The organism is Arcicella sp. GW822-FHT02H01 (genome assembly GCF_058802005.1).
Window position 1 is genome coordinate 68,880 of the sequence record NZ_JBXANT010000001.1, and the last position, 17,285, is coordinate 86,164.

Genomic DNA, 17,285 nt, shown 5'->3' on the forward strand with positions numbered 1-17,285 from the left:
GACATATTATAAGAATTAGGCAATGTTCTTTGTTGTGAGAAAAACATTCTTATCACTACAAAGCTACTTAGAGGACTCAATTTTAGCAAAAAAAAATGTATCGCCTATCCTTATTTGTAAAGGTTTGTAAGCGATACTTTTTTTGTGATAATATTAAAAAGAATAAATATCTTATGCTATTTCCTTGGCAAAAGCTAATAATTCTGCTTCTTCAAAAGCCCCAGCCATAATCTGAAACCCTATTGGCATACCCTCGTTATCTACTCCGTTAGGAATAGAAATAGCAGGTAAACCAACCACATTTGCTTGTACAGTAAACAAATCACCCAGATACATTTGGATAGGGTCGGCTGTTTTTTCTCCTAATTTATAGGCCGTTGTTGGCGTAGTAGGGCAAATTAAAAAGTCATATTCAGTCAATAAATTATCTGTATATTCTTTAATTAATCTTCTTATTTTTTGTGCTTTTGTATAGTACGCATCATAATAACTTGCACTCAATACAAAAGTACCCAGCATAATTCTTTTACGAACCTCTTTACCAAAACCTTCAAATCTTGATTTTTTGTAAAGCGACATTAAGTCTACTGCTTCAGGACTTCTATGTCCGTAACGAACACCATCAAATCTTGATAGGTTTGAGCTAGCTTCGGCAGTTGTTAATGTATAATAAGTGGGCAAAAAATATTTAATCAAGGGAAATTCTACCGCCTCCACTTGATAGCCTTTTGCTTTTAAATAATCTAATTTGGCTAACGTCGCTGCTTTTACTTCTGGCTGTAAGCCCTCGCTTTCTACTGCTTCTTTCAAATAGCCAACTTTATACGTTTTTTTCTCAGTTTGAAAGGTAGAATAAGGTACAACCTCTTCGTTTGAAACTGTACTATCTTGTTCATCTTTCCCCGCTATTACTTCTAATAAGATGGCAGCATCTTCCACTGATTTTGTAATCGGACCAATACAATCGAATGAAGAAGCATAGGCAATTAATCCCCAACGAGAAACCCTTGTATAAGTAGGTTTTAAACCCACCAATCCACAAAACCCTGCTGGCATTCTAACCGAGCCACCCGTATCTGTTCCTAACGAAGCCAAACACATATCTGCTTGCACGGCTACTGCCGAACCTCCTGATGAACCACCCGCCACTCGGTTTTCGCCGACTGCATTTAAACATGGACCAAAAGCAGAGTTTTCGTTGGTAGAACCCATCCCAAACTCATCACAATTCTGTCTTCCTATGATAATGGCATCTTCATCTATCACTCTTTGAACAGCAGTAGCTGTAAACTGGGATTCAAATCCATCTAAAATCTTACTACCTGCTTGTGACGTATGATCTTTATAGCAAAGTAAATCTTTGATACCCAAAACCATTCCTGCTAATTTCTTGGCTGTCCCTGCTTTAATTTTGGCATCAATTTGGTCTGCTTTTTCCAAGGCTTCTTGGTCAAAAACAGATAAAAAAGCATTTAATGTGTTGTTCTTCTCCTCAATATTTTTCAAATAGAACTCTACTAACTGTCTACAGGTAATACTACCTGCGTAAAGGTCTGCTTGGATATCTTTTAAGGTTGAATATACTTTCATGAATGATTTAATTTAGTGTAATTACAATAGCGTGGTTAAGAGTTGTGAATGTTGAGTAATGAATTATTTACTACCATGTTTGTGGTTAAAAAGCTGTTTTTCAGTGATTTAATCGGAATGCTAACGTCAGTTGTTTATAATTTACTACTTGTTTGAAACCCTTGTTACTTGCTATTGAACTTAATTAGATGGTTTTATGATTGAAACCTATCTATTAACAAAACAAAAGCATAGCTGAGATAATAAAATCACCTCAACTATGCTCTTGCTAAAATCCTTTAATACTATTTTGTATCGTCTTCTAAGCCTTTTGTAATTTGGTCAGTTACGTCCTTTTGTGCTTCTTTGAATTCTTTGATGCCTTTTCCCAAGCCTTTCATTAATTCTGGTAATTTTTTACCGCCGAAAAATAACAACACTGCTAAACCCACCAAAATTAATTCTGGACCGCCCATGTTGAAAATTAGATAAATTGAAGTAAGTTCCATGTCCTTAGTTATTAAATATTTGCGTAAAGATAAGCAATGATTTTAGATTTTAGTTTTTACCATTTAGTTTTTCTTTCTCTACAAAAGCATACAGAGCCTTGCAAACCTATTTCTGTGGTAATAATTCTCCTTTTTCCCATGCAATAAAATTATCTACATCTTCTTTCAAAGAGTTAAATAACCACATCACTAAAGCCAAATCATCAGATAACCCTATAAAAGGTAGAAAGTCTGGGATTAAGTCGAACGGAGAGATAAAATAAATTAAGCTAGCAATAATTTTTAGGATACTTGCCCACGGGATGATTCTGTATTGGCCCGTAGCATAAGCTTTTACCATTCTACTTAACGTTGTAATGCGCTCTGCAAGTACTTGTCCTACGCCTTTATTTTCTTTACTAGCAATATCTCTGGCTTTGATGAGTGCTTCTCTTAATAATTCTAGGACAGCCAAACCAGTCCCAGCGTATTTCCCAGCCTTTTTCGTAGCAGCTCTAAAGAATGTCGATTTCAAAACTCTGCCTACTAAGTCTTCATTATTCATATTTTATGATATTAAATTTTGATGATTCGATGAATGAACATATCTATATAACGTAGCAAATATACAATTTACCAAACTTTTACTAAGAATTCTACAAAAAATACTTAATAAACCGTTAGTGAATAAGCAAATGGGTTACATTTGCGTTAGATTATAAACGTATTTACTAAAACAATTAATTTACAATCGATTATGTCAAAAATAACTGTCGTAGGTGCAGGAGCGGTGGGAGCAACCACTGCTGATAACATTGCCCGTAAAGAATTAGCATCGGAAGTAGTATTGCTTGACATTAAGGAAGGCTTTGCTGAAGGTAAAGCCCTAGATATGTTTCAAACTGCTGCAATCTTAGGGTGGGATACTAAACTAACGGGTGTTACTAACGATTATTCTAAAACGGCTAATTCTGATGTCGTTGTGATTACTTCGGGACTTCCACGCAAGCCAGGGATGACTCGTGAAGAACTAATAGGAGTAAATGCAGGTATTGTAAAATCAGTAGTTGATAATATCCTTAAGTATTCTCCTGAGGCTATTTTTGTGATTGTATCTAATCCGATGGATACGATGACTTACTTGGCATTAAAAGCTTCGGGCTTACCTAAAAACCGTATTATCGGTATGGGTGGAGCGCTAGATTCTGCACGTTTTAAATGCTATTTATCTTTGGCGATGAATGTATCACCAAACGATTTACATGGTTCAGTAATTGGTGGACATGGTGATACTACAATGATTCCACTTACGCGTTTAGCTACGTGGAACGGAACACCTGTTGCTGATTATTTAGACGAAGCTACGTTGAACAAAGTCGCTGCTGATACGATGGTTGGTGGTGCTACACTAACAGGCTTATTAGGCACTTCGGCTTGGTATGCACCAGGTGCTGCAAGTTTATCAGTGGTTGAATCAATCATTCGTGATGAAAAACGTGTAATTCCTTGTTCTGTTTTCTTAGAAGGAGAATACGGACAATCAGATATTTGTCTGGGCGTTCCAGTAGTATTAGGAAAAACAGGATGGGAGAAAATCCTTGATTATAAATTAAATGATGCAGAACAAGCTTTGTTTGCTAAATCAGCAGATGCTGTTCGTAATATGAATAACGTATTATCTACGTTAGATTTGTAGTTTACTATAAATAGTGAATAGCTTTAAAGCTATTCACTATTTATTTCAAGGGTGCTTCATCTACTTTGTCAACAAAATATTCTGTATCACCCATCCACGAAAACTTCATATACCGTTGTTCATAATGTACACGGATTCTTCTGCCAGTCAGCATCGCATCTTCTAATTTTTTAATAATTGTTGGGTCGTCAGCATCTACTGTAAATGCCCATAGTCTATTGACCATATTGCCCATTTGCCCTTGAGCTCCTTCATTGAGTTCTCCTTCGTAAGTCTTGAAAACGACTCCTTTCTTAGAAAACTTTGAAATAACTCCTGCTCTTTCACCTTCAGAATAAGCAACTCTCGTCAATAAAAAACTAAACATTAGTACAACCACAGCAAGCGTTAATACGCCAATGAATAGTCTTCTAAAGAAAACCATCGTTGCCTGTTTTGCTGAATTCATTCGTTCGTTGAATGCCATAATAAAACGTGTTTAGATGTATAAAAAAAAGAATTGAATACACACAAAGATATTCAATTCTTTCATTTTTAATATATGTTATTATTATTTTGAACGAATAGCAATCACAGGGTCTAGTCGGGCAGCTACCCAAGCAGGCACAATACCTGATAATATACCAATAAAGGTAGATGTTAATAAACCAAACATGATATTGCCAAAAGTAAGCACTAGTTTTAGCGAACCAAAATTGATGTTAGACATCAGCCAAACAAAAAATATACCCACTGCACCACCAATCAAACTTAAAAATACAGCTTCAAATAGAAACTGAAATAGGATAAAGTAATTTTTAGCACCCAATGATTTTTGAATACCAATAATATTAGTACGTTCTTTGACAGATACAAACATGATATTAGCAATACCAAAGCCCCCCACTAATAAAGAGAAAAGAGCGATAATTCCCCCACCAACATTCATACTGGCAAATATTGATTCAAAGAATTTTACGGCACCGTCTAGTCGATTGATAGAAAAATTATTGTCTTGCGTGGGTTTTAGTCCTCTTCTGCTTCGCATAAGTCCTGTTACTTCGCCTTCCAAGGTTTCTTGACCTTTATCCCAATCATAAGCCTTTACTGCAATATCAGGTTCGGGTTGGTCTTGTTGGAAAAGACTAGCATAAGTAGTATAAGGAATAAACGCTCGTTCATCTGGCGACCCCCCCAAACTAATTAAATCTTCTCCTTTTTTCTTCATAATGGCGATAACTTTGAATTTAATGCCATTAATTTTAATCGTTTCACCAATCACATCACCGCGGTCGGGGAAAAGAGCTTCTTTAACTTTCGCTCCTAAAATCACTACAAAGGCAGAATTGTCGGTTTCATTATTTAAGAAATACCTTCCCGTTTCAACAGGTACATCCGAGATTTTATTATAATCTTGACTAACCCCTGCTAAATTAGTTTCCATGCTATTGTTAGCATTTTTCAAGGTAGTTCTTCTGCCATCCATAATAGAGACAGCCTGAGAATTTTCGAGGTTATCAGATAAATATTTAAACTCGTTGTATTTCATACTCGGGCGATTGATGTATTTCCACCAAGGATAGTTGTTACTCATTACCCAAGGCCATTTGCCCACGTAAACCACACCTTTACCGAATGAATCGATTTGTTCGCGAATACCCATGTTCATAGAATCAACAAAGGTAAAAACGGCAACAATCGAAAAAATACCAATCGTTACACCCAAGAGTGATAAAACGGTTCGTAATAAATTAGATCGTAGGGCTTGCCATGCGAAACGTAAGCTTTCAAGTAGTTGTCTGAGGAATTTCATACAATGAGATTAATATTTAACAAGATAAATTTAAAACTACAAATTTTGACAAACAACTATGAAATGACAAATGGAGTTTATTAATAGGTTGAATGGTAAAATGTGGGTAAGACTGGAAAAAAGTTTTTATCAATACCTTTAATAGTTTTTGAATGCCTTAATTTTACATCCAAATTACCAATAAAAGATATGTCTTCTAAAATTACCATTTCAGATTTTAAGTATTTTCAAGAAAGCTTTTCTGGCGAACTTTATTTTGATAACTCATCGCTACACAATGCTCAAAAAATACTATATTCTACAGACGCTTCAGTGTATCAGGAAAAACCCTTAGCAGTGGCCATTCCTAAAAATGTAGCAGATATTAAAGCGTTAATTAAGCTTGCCAACGAATTTAATGTTACATTGATACCTCGTTCGGCGGGTACTTCTTTAGCTGGGCAAGTAGTAGGAAAAGGTATTGTTGTGGATATTTCAAAATATTTCACCAATGTATTGGAAATCAATCAAGAAGAACGTTGGGTGAGAGTTCAGCCTGGGGTAATCAGAGATGACTTAAACGTAATTTTAAAGTCTTATGGATTACTTTTTGGTCCAGAAACATCTACCTCTAACAGAGCAATGATTGGAGGAATGATTGGTAACAACTCATGCGGTTTACACTCTATCGTCTGGGGAACAACCCGTGACCACCTAATTTCAGCCAAAGTATTATTGAGCAATGGTTCAGAAGTAGAATTTGGAGAGTTGACCAAAGCTGATTTTTTTCAGAAAGTACAGACCAATACTTTAGAAGGTAAATTGTATGGAGAAATATTCCGTACCCTGAATAACCCATTTAATCAGGAAGCGATAGAAAAAGCGTATCCAAAGAAAACCTTAAAACGCAGAAATACAGGCTATGCCTTGGATATGTTGATGGAAAGCGAAATGTTTTTAGAAGGTAATAAGCAATCTTTTAATTTCTGCAAATTATTGGCGGGTTCAGAAGGAACCCTCGCTTTTGTCACAGAAGCCAAACTGAATTTACTGCCTTTGCCTCCACAAGAAACGGCTTTGGTTTGTATCCATTGTAGTTCTATTCAAGATTCTTTACAGGCAAATTTAGTTGCGCTCGAACATCGACCAATGGCTTCTGAATTGGTTGATAAGTATATTTTAGATTTCACCAAAGGGCATCATTTGTATGAAAAGAACCGCTTTTTTATTGAAGGCGACCCTGCGGCTATTTTGATGGTGGAGTTTATGGAAGAAAGCGATGACGCTTTGAACCTAAAAACTTCTGCCCTTATTGAAGACTTAATAAAAGCAAATGTAGGTTATGCCTATCCTATCGTAAAAGGGGTTAATACTATTCCTGCTTGGGATGTACGAAAAGCAGGGTTAGGATTAATCAGGAACCTAAAAGGTGATATTCAACCTGTTAATTTAATTGAAGATTGTGCCGTTGCGCCAGAAGACTTACCAGCATACATTGGCGATTTGCAAGACCTTTTGAAAAAACATCAAATCAATGCATCTTATTATGCACATGCAGGTGCTGGGGAATTGCACGTTGAGCCAATGATTAATTTAAAAACGCAGGAAGGCAAAGTCTTATTCAGAACAGTACTGAAAGAAACGGCTGAATTAGTGAAAAAATACAATGGCTCATTAAGTGGCGAGCATGGCGACGGACGATTGAGAGGGGAGTTCATTGAAAGTGTGTTGGGCAAAGAGGTATTTACTTTATTAAAGGAAGTAAAAACACTTTTTGATCCTAAAAGTATTTTCAATGCTAACAAAATTGTGAATACCCCTCCGATGAACGAATTCTTGCGGTATGAAGCAGGAAAGCAGAACCCAACGATTGAAACCTATTTTGATTTCTCTAACCAAGAAGGAATCCTTCGTTTAGCAGAAAAATGTTCGGGTTCGGGAGACTGTAGGAAGACTGAAGTAACAGGTGGAACGATGTGTCCTAGTTATATGGCTACTCGCATGGAAAAAGATACCACGCGTGCCAGAGCCAATATTTTGCGTCAGTTTTTAACGAATTCAGAAAAAGAAAATCGTTTCGACCACCAAGAGGTGAAAGAAGTAATGGATTTGTGTTTGTCGTGTAAAGGTTGTAAATCTGAATGTCCATCCAAAGTAGATGTCGGTAAGATGAAGGCTGAATTTCTACAACATTATTATGATGAACATGGTGTGCCTTTCCGTACAAAAATGATTGGGAATTTCACCAAGTCGCAAGCGATGGCTTCAATTTTTCCATCATTGTATAATTTTATTATTCAAACCCCATTCACCGCTAATATTACCAAAAGAGTATTAGGTTTTGCTCAAGAGAGGTCTATTCCTACCTTAGGGAAAACAACTTTGAGGGCTTGGGATAAAAAAAGAAAACCACAGAATATTTCAGGCACCACTAAAAAAGTCTATCTGTTTTGTGACGAATTTACAAATTACAATGATGTTGAAATTGGCAAAAAAGCCATATCATTACTGACAAAATTGGGTTATGAAGTAATTCTTCCCGAACATCTGGAAAGTGGCAGGACATATCTGTCAAAAGGATTAGTGAAAGAAGCTAAACAAATAGCCATTCAAAATGTAAAAACACTTTCGGGTATTATTGATGAAAACACACCCATTTTAGGCATTGAGCCATCTGCTATTCTTACATTACGGGATGAATACCTTGAATTAGTGCCTGCTGAATTGTTGGCAGATGCAGAAAGAATAGCCAAAAATGCCTTTTTAATTGATGAATTCCTCGCACATGAAATTGATAAAAAAGTATTGAGTAAATCGCTGTTTACGAATGAAAAAAGACTTATTAAATTACATGGGCATTGTCACCAAAAGGCGTTGTCATCGTTAGTTGCTACTAAAAAGATGTTATCACTGCCTGAAAACTATGAAGTACAATTAATTCCCTCGGGATGTTGTGGGATGGCAGGTTCTTTTGGATATGAGGAGGAACACTATAAAGTTTCCATGAAAGTAGGAGAGTTAGTGCTTTTCCCAACCATCAGAAAACAAGCGGATGATGTTATCATTGCTGCACCTGGCACAAGCTGTCGTCATCAGATAAAAGATGGAACAGGTAGAATAGCCCAACATCCAGTTGAGATTCTGTGGGAGGCGTTGGTTTAAGCATTGATTATTTTGATATAATAAACATCAGTAAGAAAATAAGGGGTTCTCTATTTTCTTACTGATTTTTGTTTGTGAATATCACTAATATCTTTTCTTTTACGCTATTATTAATATAACTCTTTGATAGCGAATCAAGGCTGGCGTTCCTTTGTCTTTACCTTCTACAATTATATGAATGGTATCTCCACTTTTAGCCTCTGTTGGAATGGTAATACTCGCAGCATTAGGCATTGTTTGTTCAATACTTGCTTTTTCAGGAGACGTTCCTGCTTCTTGATATTGCCAAAATTTAAAATCTACGGCATTGCCGTCTGGGTCAATAGCTGATGCTTCTAAAATGATTTTTGTGCCAGCTTTTACCTTTCGGATATTACTCCCTTTTACAATAATTTTGGGGGCATGGTTAGCTTCCTTGAATGACTTAATGCACCAGTCGGCTCTGGCAGCAAAGTCTAATTGCAAAGCTTCAATCCAACGTGTTTGCGGAAAAGAGGCATCTTGTTTTTGGGTAAAAGGGTTAAAGTCAGTTACTTGTTTGCCATCTTCCCAACGATGAGGATTTATTTTTGATTGAACCATTCTACCACCCCAACCTCCATATTCTGGATGGTTTTTGCTCATTAATCCTACGTCAAGCAATTGGAAATAAGCAGGAGAGTCTCCTTCCGAAATAAAATCATATTGAGTCATTTTATATTTCTGGGCATCTGTCATGTTTCCATGGGTATGTTCTTCGTCTCCCACTTGCTTCTGTCCATCACCCCACGCATAATATTTTGCTAGTAAAGGACCATGATGTTGAATGATGTTTTTTCCCATAAATTCACCTCTTAAAAATGGCTGTAGTTCATTCGGCACTACTCTTGGCCAAGGGTAGGCAAAACACCAGAACTGGTCTGAATTATAGAAAACCTTGATATCAGGCCAATTTGGAGCTACATATTTTTGATAAGTAGCGTCTTGGTCGAGCACGGCATAAATAATGGCTTTATCTGATACTTTTTTATAAATGCTAGCCCACTGACTAGTATTTATGTAGGTGTCTTCAATAGATTTTAAGGCACGTGCTACGGTATTGGTTCCTCCCCAGATTTGTAAATAAACGGGCTGAGGATTATTATCTAATAATATTTTTTTAATCCATTCCGACCCCTCGGTATCTTTATCCATTTCACCTTCAAAATCAATATTGCCTACCTTTATTAATTTCCTTAAAGCATTGGCACTAGGATAATTTTTATCATGTTTCAATAAATTAGGATGCACCTTTTCATATTCGTCTAGTAATTCTTGTATCCAAGTAGTGCCTGGCCAACGTAGGGCTATACGTTTACCATATCTTTTTGCAGTATTTTCCATCTCAGATGTAAACATTGTGCCTTTGCCATCACCTTTATAATGCCATTGCGAGCTACTGTAAACCATTCCTTCGATGTTGAATTCATTGGCATATAATAACATTCTGATGAAGGAATCAACATCATCTATTTCTCCGTCGGTTGTAATGATGGTACGGCTTTTTGTGTTTATATTGCTTTTTTGTGACCAAGTATCTGAAGAATGCTCTAAAATAAAAGAGAGAGTCATTAAAAAGAAAAGAATTACTTTTGTTTTCATTTATTTTATAGTTTTCTTGTAATTGTATGAATAATAGAAGATTTTATTGTTATTAATTTATTGTACGAAGGTAAAAGTAAAATAAATATTTACGAATATTTTTTATATTTTTCTTTTGTTTTTGTTTTATTTCATTTAGTTTTGTTTCAACAATCAAGAATATGTTGCCAAATCAGCGTAGAGAAAAGATTTTAGACCTCTTGAAAGAAGATGGTTTAGCTAAAGTAACTGATCTTGCCAGATTGTTTAAAGTCACAGAAGTGACCATTCGTCAGGATTTAGAGAAATTAGAAAAAGATGATTTAGTCATCAGAGAGCACGGTGGAGCTTATTTGAAAAATATTGAAGACCATGTTCGTGAATTCACTGTTGCACATAACGACCTAAATGTTCAGCAGAAAGAAAAAATAGCCTTGAAATGCCTAGAGTTTATTTCAAGCGGTGATACCATAATTTTAGATTCAGGTTCTACAGTAACCGAAATAGCCAAAAAGCTGAAAGGCTTTCGGAACCTTACGGTCATTACAAACGCCCTGAACATTGCAATGATGCTAGGTACTGAGCCAGGAATAGAAGTAATTATGACTGGTGGAGAGTTTAAGCCACCCACTTTGTCGTTAACGGGACAAAAAGCGGCCGACTTTTTTAAAGGTATCAATGTGCAAAAATTGTTTTTAGCTACAGCAGGAATATCCCTAAAAGCTGGTTTGACTTACCCAAGCATTAGTGATATTGTGGTGAAAAAAGCGATGATAGATGCCGCAGAGACTACCTACTTGGTGGCAGATTCTACCAAATTTGGAAAAAGTGCTTTTGCCAGTTTGGGAGCGCTATCACTGATTGATTATATCATTACCGATAATGAGATTAATCAGGATGATAAATTACATTTTGAAAAGAACGAAATAGAAATAATAATTGCCGATTAGCTGAACGAAATGATATGTTGCACTGAATTCTCGTGAATTCTTGATGGGATACGTATGTATTATCGAGTAAGCTAGTTGTAAAATGTAAGTCATCGCTATGGAAAAAAAAATCACATTGGGAATTATCATCGGAAACAGAGACTTCTTTCCTGATAGTTTAGTGGAAAAAGCTAGGGTAGAGGTAATAGAACTTTGTAACACACTCGGGATAAATCCTATTGTTTTAGACAGCAATACGACCAAATTAGGAGGAGTAGAAACTTTTCAAGAAGCCCAAAAATGTGCTAATCTTTTTAAACAACACACCGAAGATATTATCGGGGTGTGGGTAGTACTACCAAACTTTGGGGATGAAAAAGGAGTAGCAGACAGTTTGAAATTGGCAAATCTTAATGTACCCGTATTAATACAAGCCTATCCAGATGATTTAGACAAGTTGGACGTTGCTCGCAGAAGGGATGCTTGGTGTGGTAAGATTTCAGTATGTAATAACTTATACCAATACGGCATTAAATATACCCTGACCACCAAACACGTAGTTCACCCTAATGATGAAGAGTTTATAACAGATCTCAAAGCTTTTTTATCAGTATGTAAAGTGGTGAGAGGTTTAAAGAATGTACGTATAGGGGCTATCGGTGCCAGACCAGGAGCCTTCAATACGGTAAGGTATAGTGAGAAAATTTTACAAAGAAATGGTATTTCAGTCGTTACTTGTGACCTCTCAGAAATACTAGGTAACGCCAATAAATTAACTAAAGACGATGCCATTGTTAAAGACCGTTTGGATAAAATATTAGCTTATACACCTATCGGCAAAACCCCTAATGAAGCCATGATTCAGATTGCTAAATTGGATGCAGTTTTGAATAATTTTATGCTAGAACATTCATTAGATGCCACTGCCATTCAATGTTGGACGTCGCTACAGAAAAACTATGGCTGTAACGTATGTACTAGTATGAGTATCATGAGCGAAAATATGTTGCCAAGTGCTTGTGAGGTAGATGTAACAGGAACGTTAAGTATGTATGCTATGCAATTGGCATCAGGTTCGCCGAGTGCTTTGGTAGACTGGAACAACAACTATGCCGATGATGACGAAAAGTGTGTTTTATTTCACTGTGGCAACTGGGCAAAGTCTTTCTTGCCTGATATTCAGATTAGTAATGCACCTATTTTGGGTACGTCGGTAGGAGTAGAGAATACTTATGGAGCATTAGACGGACGTACACCTGCGATGCCTTTGACCTACGGAAGAATCAGCACGGATGACCCTAAAGGTATCATCAAAGCATATATCGGCGAAGGCGAATTAACAGACGATGCCCTCAAAACATTTGGTAATAGAGCCGTCGCACAAATCAATGATTTACAAGGGTTGATGCAATATGTTTGTAGAAATGGATTTGAACATCACGTAGTAATGAATGCCTCAAAAACTGCTGGAATTCTAAAAGAATCTCTCAGTAATTATATGGGCTGGGAGGTTTACGAACACCGTTGAGGAGGGAATAATTGTGAATGAGTGAATTGTGAGTTAGTGAATTGTGAGTGAGCGATTAATAAAAAATTGTTTTACTCACAACTCACTCATTAACAACTCACTCACTCACTCAATCACACTATATCTTATGACAACCAAGGAATTACAACTAAAATCGGTTGAATATCGTAAAAAAATTCTTCAGTATATTTATCAAGCCAAGGCAGGTCATACTGGGGGTTCACTTTCTTGTATAGATATTCTGAATGTATTATACAATGATGTACTAAACGTAAGCCCTGAAAATTTTAACTCAGGATTACGTGACAGGTATATCCAAAGCAAAGGTCATTGTGTGGAAGCCTTATACGTAGTGTTAGCTGATAAAGGTTTTTTCCCAGAATCAGCCCTTGAAACACTTTGTCAATACAAATCGTACTACATTGGTCACCCTACTAAAAAAGTAAATGGTGTTGAGCAAAATACTGGTGCTTTGGGGCATGGACTTTCAATGAGTTGTGGGAATGCCTTAGCGGCTAAGTTGGATGATGCTGATTATAAGGTATTTACCTTGTTAGGAGACGGCGAATTGCCAGAAGGAAGTAATTGGGAGGCAGCACTGTCTGCTTCACACTATAAGCTAGATAATTTATGTGCAATTGTAGATTTGAACGGTTTGCAGATTACAGCACCAACCAAAGAAGTGTGTAATACTGAACCGTTGGATAAAAAATTTGAAAGCTTCGGTTGGGCGGTACGCATTATTGATGGAAACGATATAGAAGCTTTGCAAGAAGCTTTTAATGCCTTGCCTTTTGAAACAGGAAAGCCTAGTGTAATTATCGCTCAGACGGTGAAAGGCAAGGGGGTAAGTTTCATGGAAAATAATTTGAAATGGCATCATGGTGTACCATCGCCAGAACAATATCAGCAAGCTATCGAAGAATTGACGACTGTTCAAGAAAGTCTTTTAGAAGTAGCTTAAAACCTTAAATCGCTTAAGAACTTGGGAGCAACGATTGATAATATCACCACGACAGATAAAGCCAACTTGGATATTTTTTCAGAAGTACTCCAGACGTTGGCTGAAACCGACAAGAATTTATTAGTTGTTACTAGTGATTCGAGAGGCTCAGGGAAATTAGTTCCTTTCGGACAAAAATATCCTCAGCAAATTGTAGAGGTAGGCATTGCTGAACAACATTTGGTGGGTATGGCAGCAGGATTGGCCTCGTCGGGCAAAAAAGTTTTTGCCGTTTCACCCGCTTGTTTCCTAACAGCCAGAGCCTTAGAACAAATCAAAAATGATGTTGCTTATTCTGATAACCCTGTTAAATTAATCGGAATTAGTGCAGGCGTAAGTTATGGCGCTTTGGGAAGTACACACCACAGTTTACACGACTACGCTGTGATGCGGGCTATCAATAATCTTACGATTGTAGCACCAGCCGATAATTTTGAAACAGCTGAAGCTATCAGACAGGCTGCATCAATAGATACGCCTTTTTATATTCGTTTTGGTAAAAAAGTAATGCCGCTTTTAAGTGAAACCAATACTGAATTTGAGTTTGGAAAAGGAAGAGTTATCAAAGAGGGAAAGGATATCGTACTGATTGCCACAGGCGAAACCGTATATCCTGCCTTGCAAGCAGCACAGGCATTAGCCAAAGAAAATATAGATGTTGCCGTAATCAGTATGCATACGATTAAACCACTTGACACAGCACTGATTGCCAAATATGCCACACAATGTAAGGCAATAGTGACGGTAGAGGAACACAGTATTTATGGTGGTTTAGGCGAAGCATGTGCTTCATTTCTACTCCAAAATCAGTTTAATAAACCTTTCAAAATCATTGGCTTACCAGATGAATATACTGTAAGTGGTTCTCAGAATGAGATTTTCAAGCACTATGGCATTTCGGAAGCTGGCATCATAAACGAGGCTTTGAAATTGTTAGGAAATAAATAAAAAAATACCCTCTTATACTATTCAAACAATGAAAATGCTTATTAAACATCTTTTTGTTTACGCTTTGTTGTTCATTTTTCAGCATGCTGTTAATGCGCAGTCAACGGTTGAACAGTGGGGAAGGTTTGAATTAACTTTAAAGCATAAACCGAATGGAAATGCTTTCACTGATGTAAATCTCAAAGCAACATTTACTTCTAAAGATACTGCATATACCGTTGCAGGTTTTTATGATGGCAATGATACTTTCATTGTGCGTTTTATGCCATCTAAAACTGGAGTTTGGAAGTACGTTACCCAAAGTAATGTAGCGACACTAAACAACAAAAAAGGACAGTTTGAATGTATCAAGGCTTCGGGCAATAATCATGGGATAGTACAAGTGAGTGATGTTTATCATTTTAAATATGCCGATGGCAAGCGATATTATCCATTAGGAACAACATCTTACGCTTGGACGCACATGCCGAATGAAGTGCAAGAAATGACGCTTAATACCTTGAAAAATACAGGGTTTAATAAAATTAGGATGGGTGTTTTTCCTAAAAACTATGATTTAGTCAAAGAAGAACCAACGCTTTACCCTTATGCTATTAAAGAAGTAAAAAAGGACGCAAAAGGAAAGGAAGTGAATGTCTGGGATTATTCAACCTTTAATCCCGCATTCTTTCAGCATTTAGAAAAAAGGATTGATAATCTGGGTGATTTAGGCATACAGGCAGATTTAATTATTTTTCACCCTTATGATAAAGGCCGTTGGGGATTTGACGAAATGCCTATGGAGGCTAATCTACATTATATTCAATATTTAACTTCCCGTTTGTCATCTTTTCAGAATATATGGTGGTCATTAGCCAATGAGTATGACTATGTAAAAAGCAAAACTGATGCAGATTGGCTTACGCTTACTAAAGCCGTTGTAAAAAATGACCCTTATCGCCATTTATGTTCAATTCACGGGAGTACAGCCAAATATTTTGACTATTGGCGACCAGAATTTACCCATGTTTCTGTACAAGACGAAGCCCCTGTCATGAATTGGGGAGCTGCTTCTATCGCTAGAAATATTTATAACAAACCCGTTATTTATGACGAAGTGGGCTACGAAGGAAATCTGAAACATCGTTGGGGGCGTTATAGCGGAGAAGAAATGACTCACCTGATTTGGATGGGAATCATCGGAGGAACCTACGTTACGCATGGCGAATCATATATGTTTAAAGACCTGAGAGATACTATTTTTTGGGCAAAAGGAGGTGAATTAAAAGGGACGAGTTGGAAGCGAATCGGTTTTCTGAGAAAAATTTTAGAAGAAACAGAAGGAGTCCTTGAGCCAGCAGATATGAGCAGAGATGCAAAAACTACTACTACTGGCAAAGGTGTTTATATTGTTTATTTGGGGAATGAAATAAGCAATAAATGGCTGTTTAATATACCCCACAAGAATGCCAATTTTGAAAGACCCGTCAAGGGAACTCGTTATAAAGTAGAAATTATTGATACTTGGGACATGAGTATCAAAGTAGTTCCAACAACTTTTGAGCTTTCAGAAGTGAATGATTATCGTTTCTATGACAAAGACTTGAAACAAGTAAGAATTCCCTTAAAGCCATATTTAGCCTTACGGATTACAGAAATTCCTAAACTATGAAAAATTATATATTCTTATTATTGTTGTTTCTAGTGGGCTGTCAGCAAAAGAATTCCTCGCAAGGACCTAAGAAAATGGCGATTGTGGTTTCAACACTGAATAATCCTTGGTTTGTATTTTTGGCTGAAAATGCCGCTGCAAAAGCCAAAGAATTGGGCTACGAAACAAAAATATTTGATTCTCAGAACAATACAGCCTTAGAATCAGACCATTTTGAAAATGCCATTGTATCAGGTTATCAAGCAATTTTATTTAATCCGACTGATGCCGATGGAAGTGTAGTGAATGTTCAAAAAGCTAAAGATGCAGGTATTCCAGTATTTTGCATGGATAGAGAAGTGAATTCTCCAGATGCGGCCACCTCACAAATTTTATCAGATAGTTTTTCGGGAAGTGTAGCCATTGGTAAATTTTTCGTTCAACAATTGCATAAAAAAGGAAATTATGTAGAACTCCTTGGTTTAGTAGGTGATAACAATACATGGGCTCGTTCAAAAGGCTTTCATAGTTTGGTTGATAATTATCCAGGCCTTAAAATGGTCGCTCAGCAAAGTGCCGATTTTGACCGTAACAAAGCGATGGAAGTAATGGAGTCTATCTTGCAAGCTCAACCCAATATTGATGCGGTATTTTGTGGAAACGATGCGATGGCCATGGGAGCATATCAGGCATTGGCAGGTGCAGGTAAGGCCAATAAAGTAAAAGTGTTTGGTTTTGATGGGGCAGACGATGTCGTTGCAGCGATTAAAGACGGGAAAGTGGCAGCCACAGGCATGCAATTTCCGAAAGTGATGGCACAAATGGCCGCCGTTTACGCAGATGAATATTTAAAGGGGAAAAGAGATTTTCCAGCTAAAATTCCAGTGGCAGTAGAATTAGTGACCAAAGATAATATTAGTCATTATACTGCTTTTGGTAAAAAGTAATTGAATTTTCAGAAT

14 protein-coding genes are annotated in these 17,285 nt (G+C 36.9%); 8 read left to right on the forward strand and 6 right to left on the reverse strand.

Features of this window, described 5'->3' with window-relative positions:
• Window positions 1–171: 171 nt before the first annotated feature.
• The 3 genes from gatA to AC1RNE_RS00275 form a co-directional block, all read right to left on the reverse strand.
• Window positions 172–1,590 (reverse strand): Asp-tRNA(Asn)/Glu-tRNA(Gln) amidotransferase subunit GatA, encoded by a 1,419-nt coding sequence (gene gatA / locus AC1RNE_RS00265; protein ID WP_492799060.1) that lies wholly within the window; start codon window positions 1,588–1,590, stop codon window positions 172–174.
• Between the two features lie 284 nt (window positions 1,591–1,874).
• A complete protein-coding gene (locus AC1RNE_RS00270) occupies window positions 1,875–2,078 on the reverse strand; it encodes a Sec-independent protein translocase subunit TatA/TatB (RefSeq protein WP_492799061.1) in 204 nt (67 codons plus the stop codon).
• Window positions 2,079–2,184: 106 nt separating this feature from the next.
• On the reverse strand, window positions 2,185–2,622 hold the full coding sequence (locus AC1RNE_RS00275) for a YkvA family protein (RefSeq protein ID WP_492799062.1): 438 nt from the start codon (window positions 2,620–2,622) through the stop codon (window positions 2,185–2,187).
• Between the two features lie 192 nt (window positions 2,623–2,814).
• Here AC1RNE_RS00275 and mdh point away from each other — a divergent pair, with 192 nt between their 5' ends.
• The gene (mdh, locus tag AC1RNE_RS00280) at window positions 2,815–3,753 is read left to right on the forward strand and encodes a malate dehydrogenase (RefSeq protein ID WP_492799063.1); all 939 of its coding nucleotides are present in this window, start codon (window positions 2,815–2,817) and stop codon (window positions 3,751–3,753) included.
• 40 nt (window positions 3,754–3,793) lie between these two features.
• On the opposite strand, the gene AC1RNE_RS00285 is transcribed toward mdh, so the two are convergent.
• A complete protein-coding gene (locus AC1RNE_RS00285; RefSeq protein ID WP_492799064.1) occupies window positions 3,794–4,219 on the reverse strand; it encodes a DUF8785 domain-containing protein in 426 nt (141 codons plus the stop codon).
• Window positions 4,220–4,303: 84 nt separating this feature from the next.
• Window positions 4,304–5,545 (reverse strand): ABC transporter permease, encoded by a 1,242-nt coding sequence (locus AC1RNE_RS00290; RefSeq protein WP_492799065.1) that lies wholly within the window; start codon window positions 5,543–5,545, stop codon window positions 4,304–4,306.
• A 189-nt stretch (window positions 5,546–5,734) separates the two neighbouring features.
• Between AC1RNE_RS00290 and AC1RNE_RS00295 the strand changes: the two genes are divergently transcribed.
• A complete protein-coding gene (locus AC1RNE_RS00295; RefSeq protein ID WP_492799066.1) occupies window positions 5,735–8,686 on the forward strand; it encodes an FAD-binding and (Fe-S)-binding domain-containing protein in 2,952 nt (983 codons plus the stop codon).
• Between the two features lie 99 nt (window positions 8,687–8,785).
• Here AC1RNE_RS00295 and AC1RNE_RS00300 read toward each other — a convergent pair whose 3' ends face one another.
• On the reverse strand, window positions 8,786–10,306 hold the full coding sequence (locus AC1RNE_RS00300) for a DUF1593 domain-containing protein (RefSeq protein WP_492799067.1): 1,521 nt from the start codon (window positions 10,304–10,306) through the stop codon (window positions 8,786–8,788).
• Between the two features lie 161 nt (window positions 10,307–10,467).
• Here AC1RNE_RS00300 and AC1RNE_RS00305 point away from each other — a divergent pair, with 161 nt between their 5' ends.
• From AC1RNE_RS00305 to AC1RNE_RS00330, 6 genes are all read left to right on the forward strand, one after another.
• Complete coding sequence (locus AC1RNE_RS00305) at window positions 10,468–11,235, forward strand: DeoR/GlpR family DNA-binding transcription regulator (protein WP_492799068.1); 768 nt, start codon at window positions 10,468–10,470, stop codon at window positions 11,233–11,235.
• A gap of 97 nt (window positions 11,236–11,332) precedes the next feature.
• A complete protein-coding gene (locus tag AC1RNE_RS00310; protein WP_492799069.1) occupies window positions 11,333–12,742 on the forward strand; it encodes an L-fucose/L-arabinose isomerase family protein in 1,410 nt (469 codons plus the stop codon).
• Between the two features lie 127 nt (window positions 12,743–12,869).
• Complete coding sequence (locus tag AC1RNE_RS00315; RefSeq protein WP_492799070.1) at window positions 12,870–13,706, forward strand: transketolase; 837 nt, start codon at window positions 12,870–12,872, stop codon at window positions 13,704–13,706.
• 21 nt (window positions 13,707–13,727) lie between these two features.
• Entirely contained in the window at window positions 13,728–14,693 is a 966-nt protein-coding gene (locus tag AC1RNE_RS00320; protein WP_492799071.1) for a transketolase family protein, read from the forward strand.
• A 28-nt stretch (window positions 14,694–14,721) separates the two neighbouring features.
• Complete coding sequence (locus AC1RNE_RS00325; protein WP_492799072.1) at window positions 14,722–16,344, forward strand: DUF5060 domain-containing protein; 1,623 nt, start codon at window positions 14,722–14,724, stop codon at window positions 16,342–16,344.
• Complete coding sequence (locus tag AC1RNE_RS00330; protein ID WP_492799073.1) at window positions 16,341–17,270, forward strand: D-ribose ABC transporter substrate-binding protein; 930 nt, start codon at window positions 16,341–16,343, stop codon at window positions 17,268–17,270. The genes AC1RNE_RS00325 and AC1RNE_RS00330 overlap by 4 nt, the downstream gene beginning before the upstream one ends.
• The last annotated feature ends 15 nt before the right edge of the window (window positions 17,271–17,285 follow it).

Bases quoted from the DNA above. Each gene is read 5' to 3' on its own strand.
- gatA (WP_492799060.1), bottom strand. From the start codon at position 1,590: ATGAAAGTATATTCAACCTTAAAAGATATCCAAGCAGACCTTTACGCA.
- AC1RNE_RS00270 (WP_492799061.1), bottom strand. From the start codon at position 2,078: ATGGAACTTACTTCAATTTATCTAATTTTCAACATGGGCGGTCCAGAA.
- AC1RNE_RS00275 (WP_492799062.1), bottom strand. From the start codon at position 2,622: ATGAATAATGAAGACTTAGTAGGCAGAGTTTTGAAATCGACATTCTTT.
- mdh (WP_492799063.1), top strand. From the start codon at position 2,815: ATGTCAAAAATAACTGTCGTAGGTGCAGGAGCGGTGGGAGCAACCACT.
- AC1RNE_RS00285 (WP_492799064.1), bottom strand. From the start codon at position 4,219: ATGGCATTCAACGAACGAATGAATTCAGCAAAACAGGCAACGATGGTT.
- AC1RNE_RS00290 (WP_492799065.1), bottom strand. From the start codon at position 5,545: ATGAAATTCCTCAGACAACTACTTGAAAGCTTACGTTTCGCATGGCAA.
- AC1RNE_RS00295 (WP_492799066.1), top strand. From the start codon at position 5,735: ATGTCTTCTAAAATTACCATTTCAGATTTTAAGTATTTTCAAGAAAGC.
- AC1RNE_RS00300 (WP_492799067.1), bottom strand. From the start codon at position 10,306: ATGAAAACAAAAGTAATTCTTTTCTTTTTAATGACTCTCTCTTTTATT.
- AC1RNE_RS00305 (WP_492799068.1), top strand. From the start codon at position 10,468: ATGTTGCCAAATCAGCGTAGAGAAAAGATTTTAGACCTCTTGAAAGAA.
- AC1RNE_RS00310 (WP_492799069.1), top strand. From the start codon at position 11,333: ATGGAAAAAAAAATCACATTGGGAATTATCATCGGAAACAGAGACTTC.
- AC1RNE_RS00315 (WP_492799070.1), top strand. From the start codon at position 12,870: ATGACAACCAAGGAATTACAACTAAAATCGGTTGAATATCGTAAAAAA.
- AC1RNE_RS00325 (WP_492799072.1), top strand. From the start codon at position 14,722: ATGAAAATGCTTATTAAACATCTTTTTGTTTACGCTTTGTTGTTCATT.
- AC1RNE_RS00330 (WP_492799073.1), top strand. From the start codon at position 16,341: ATGAAAAATTATATATTCTTATTATTGTTGTTTCTAGTGGGCTGTCAG.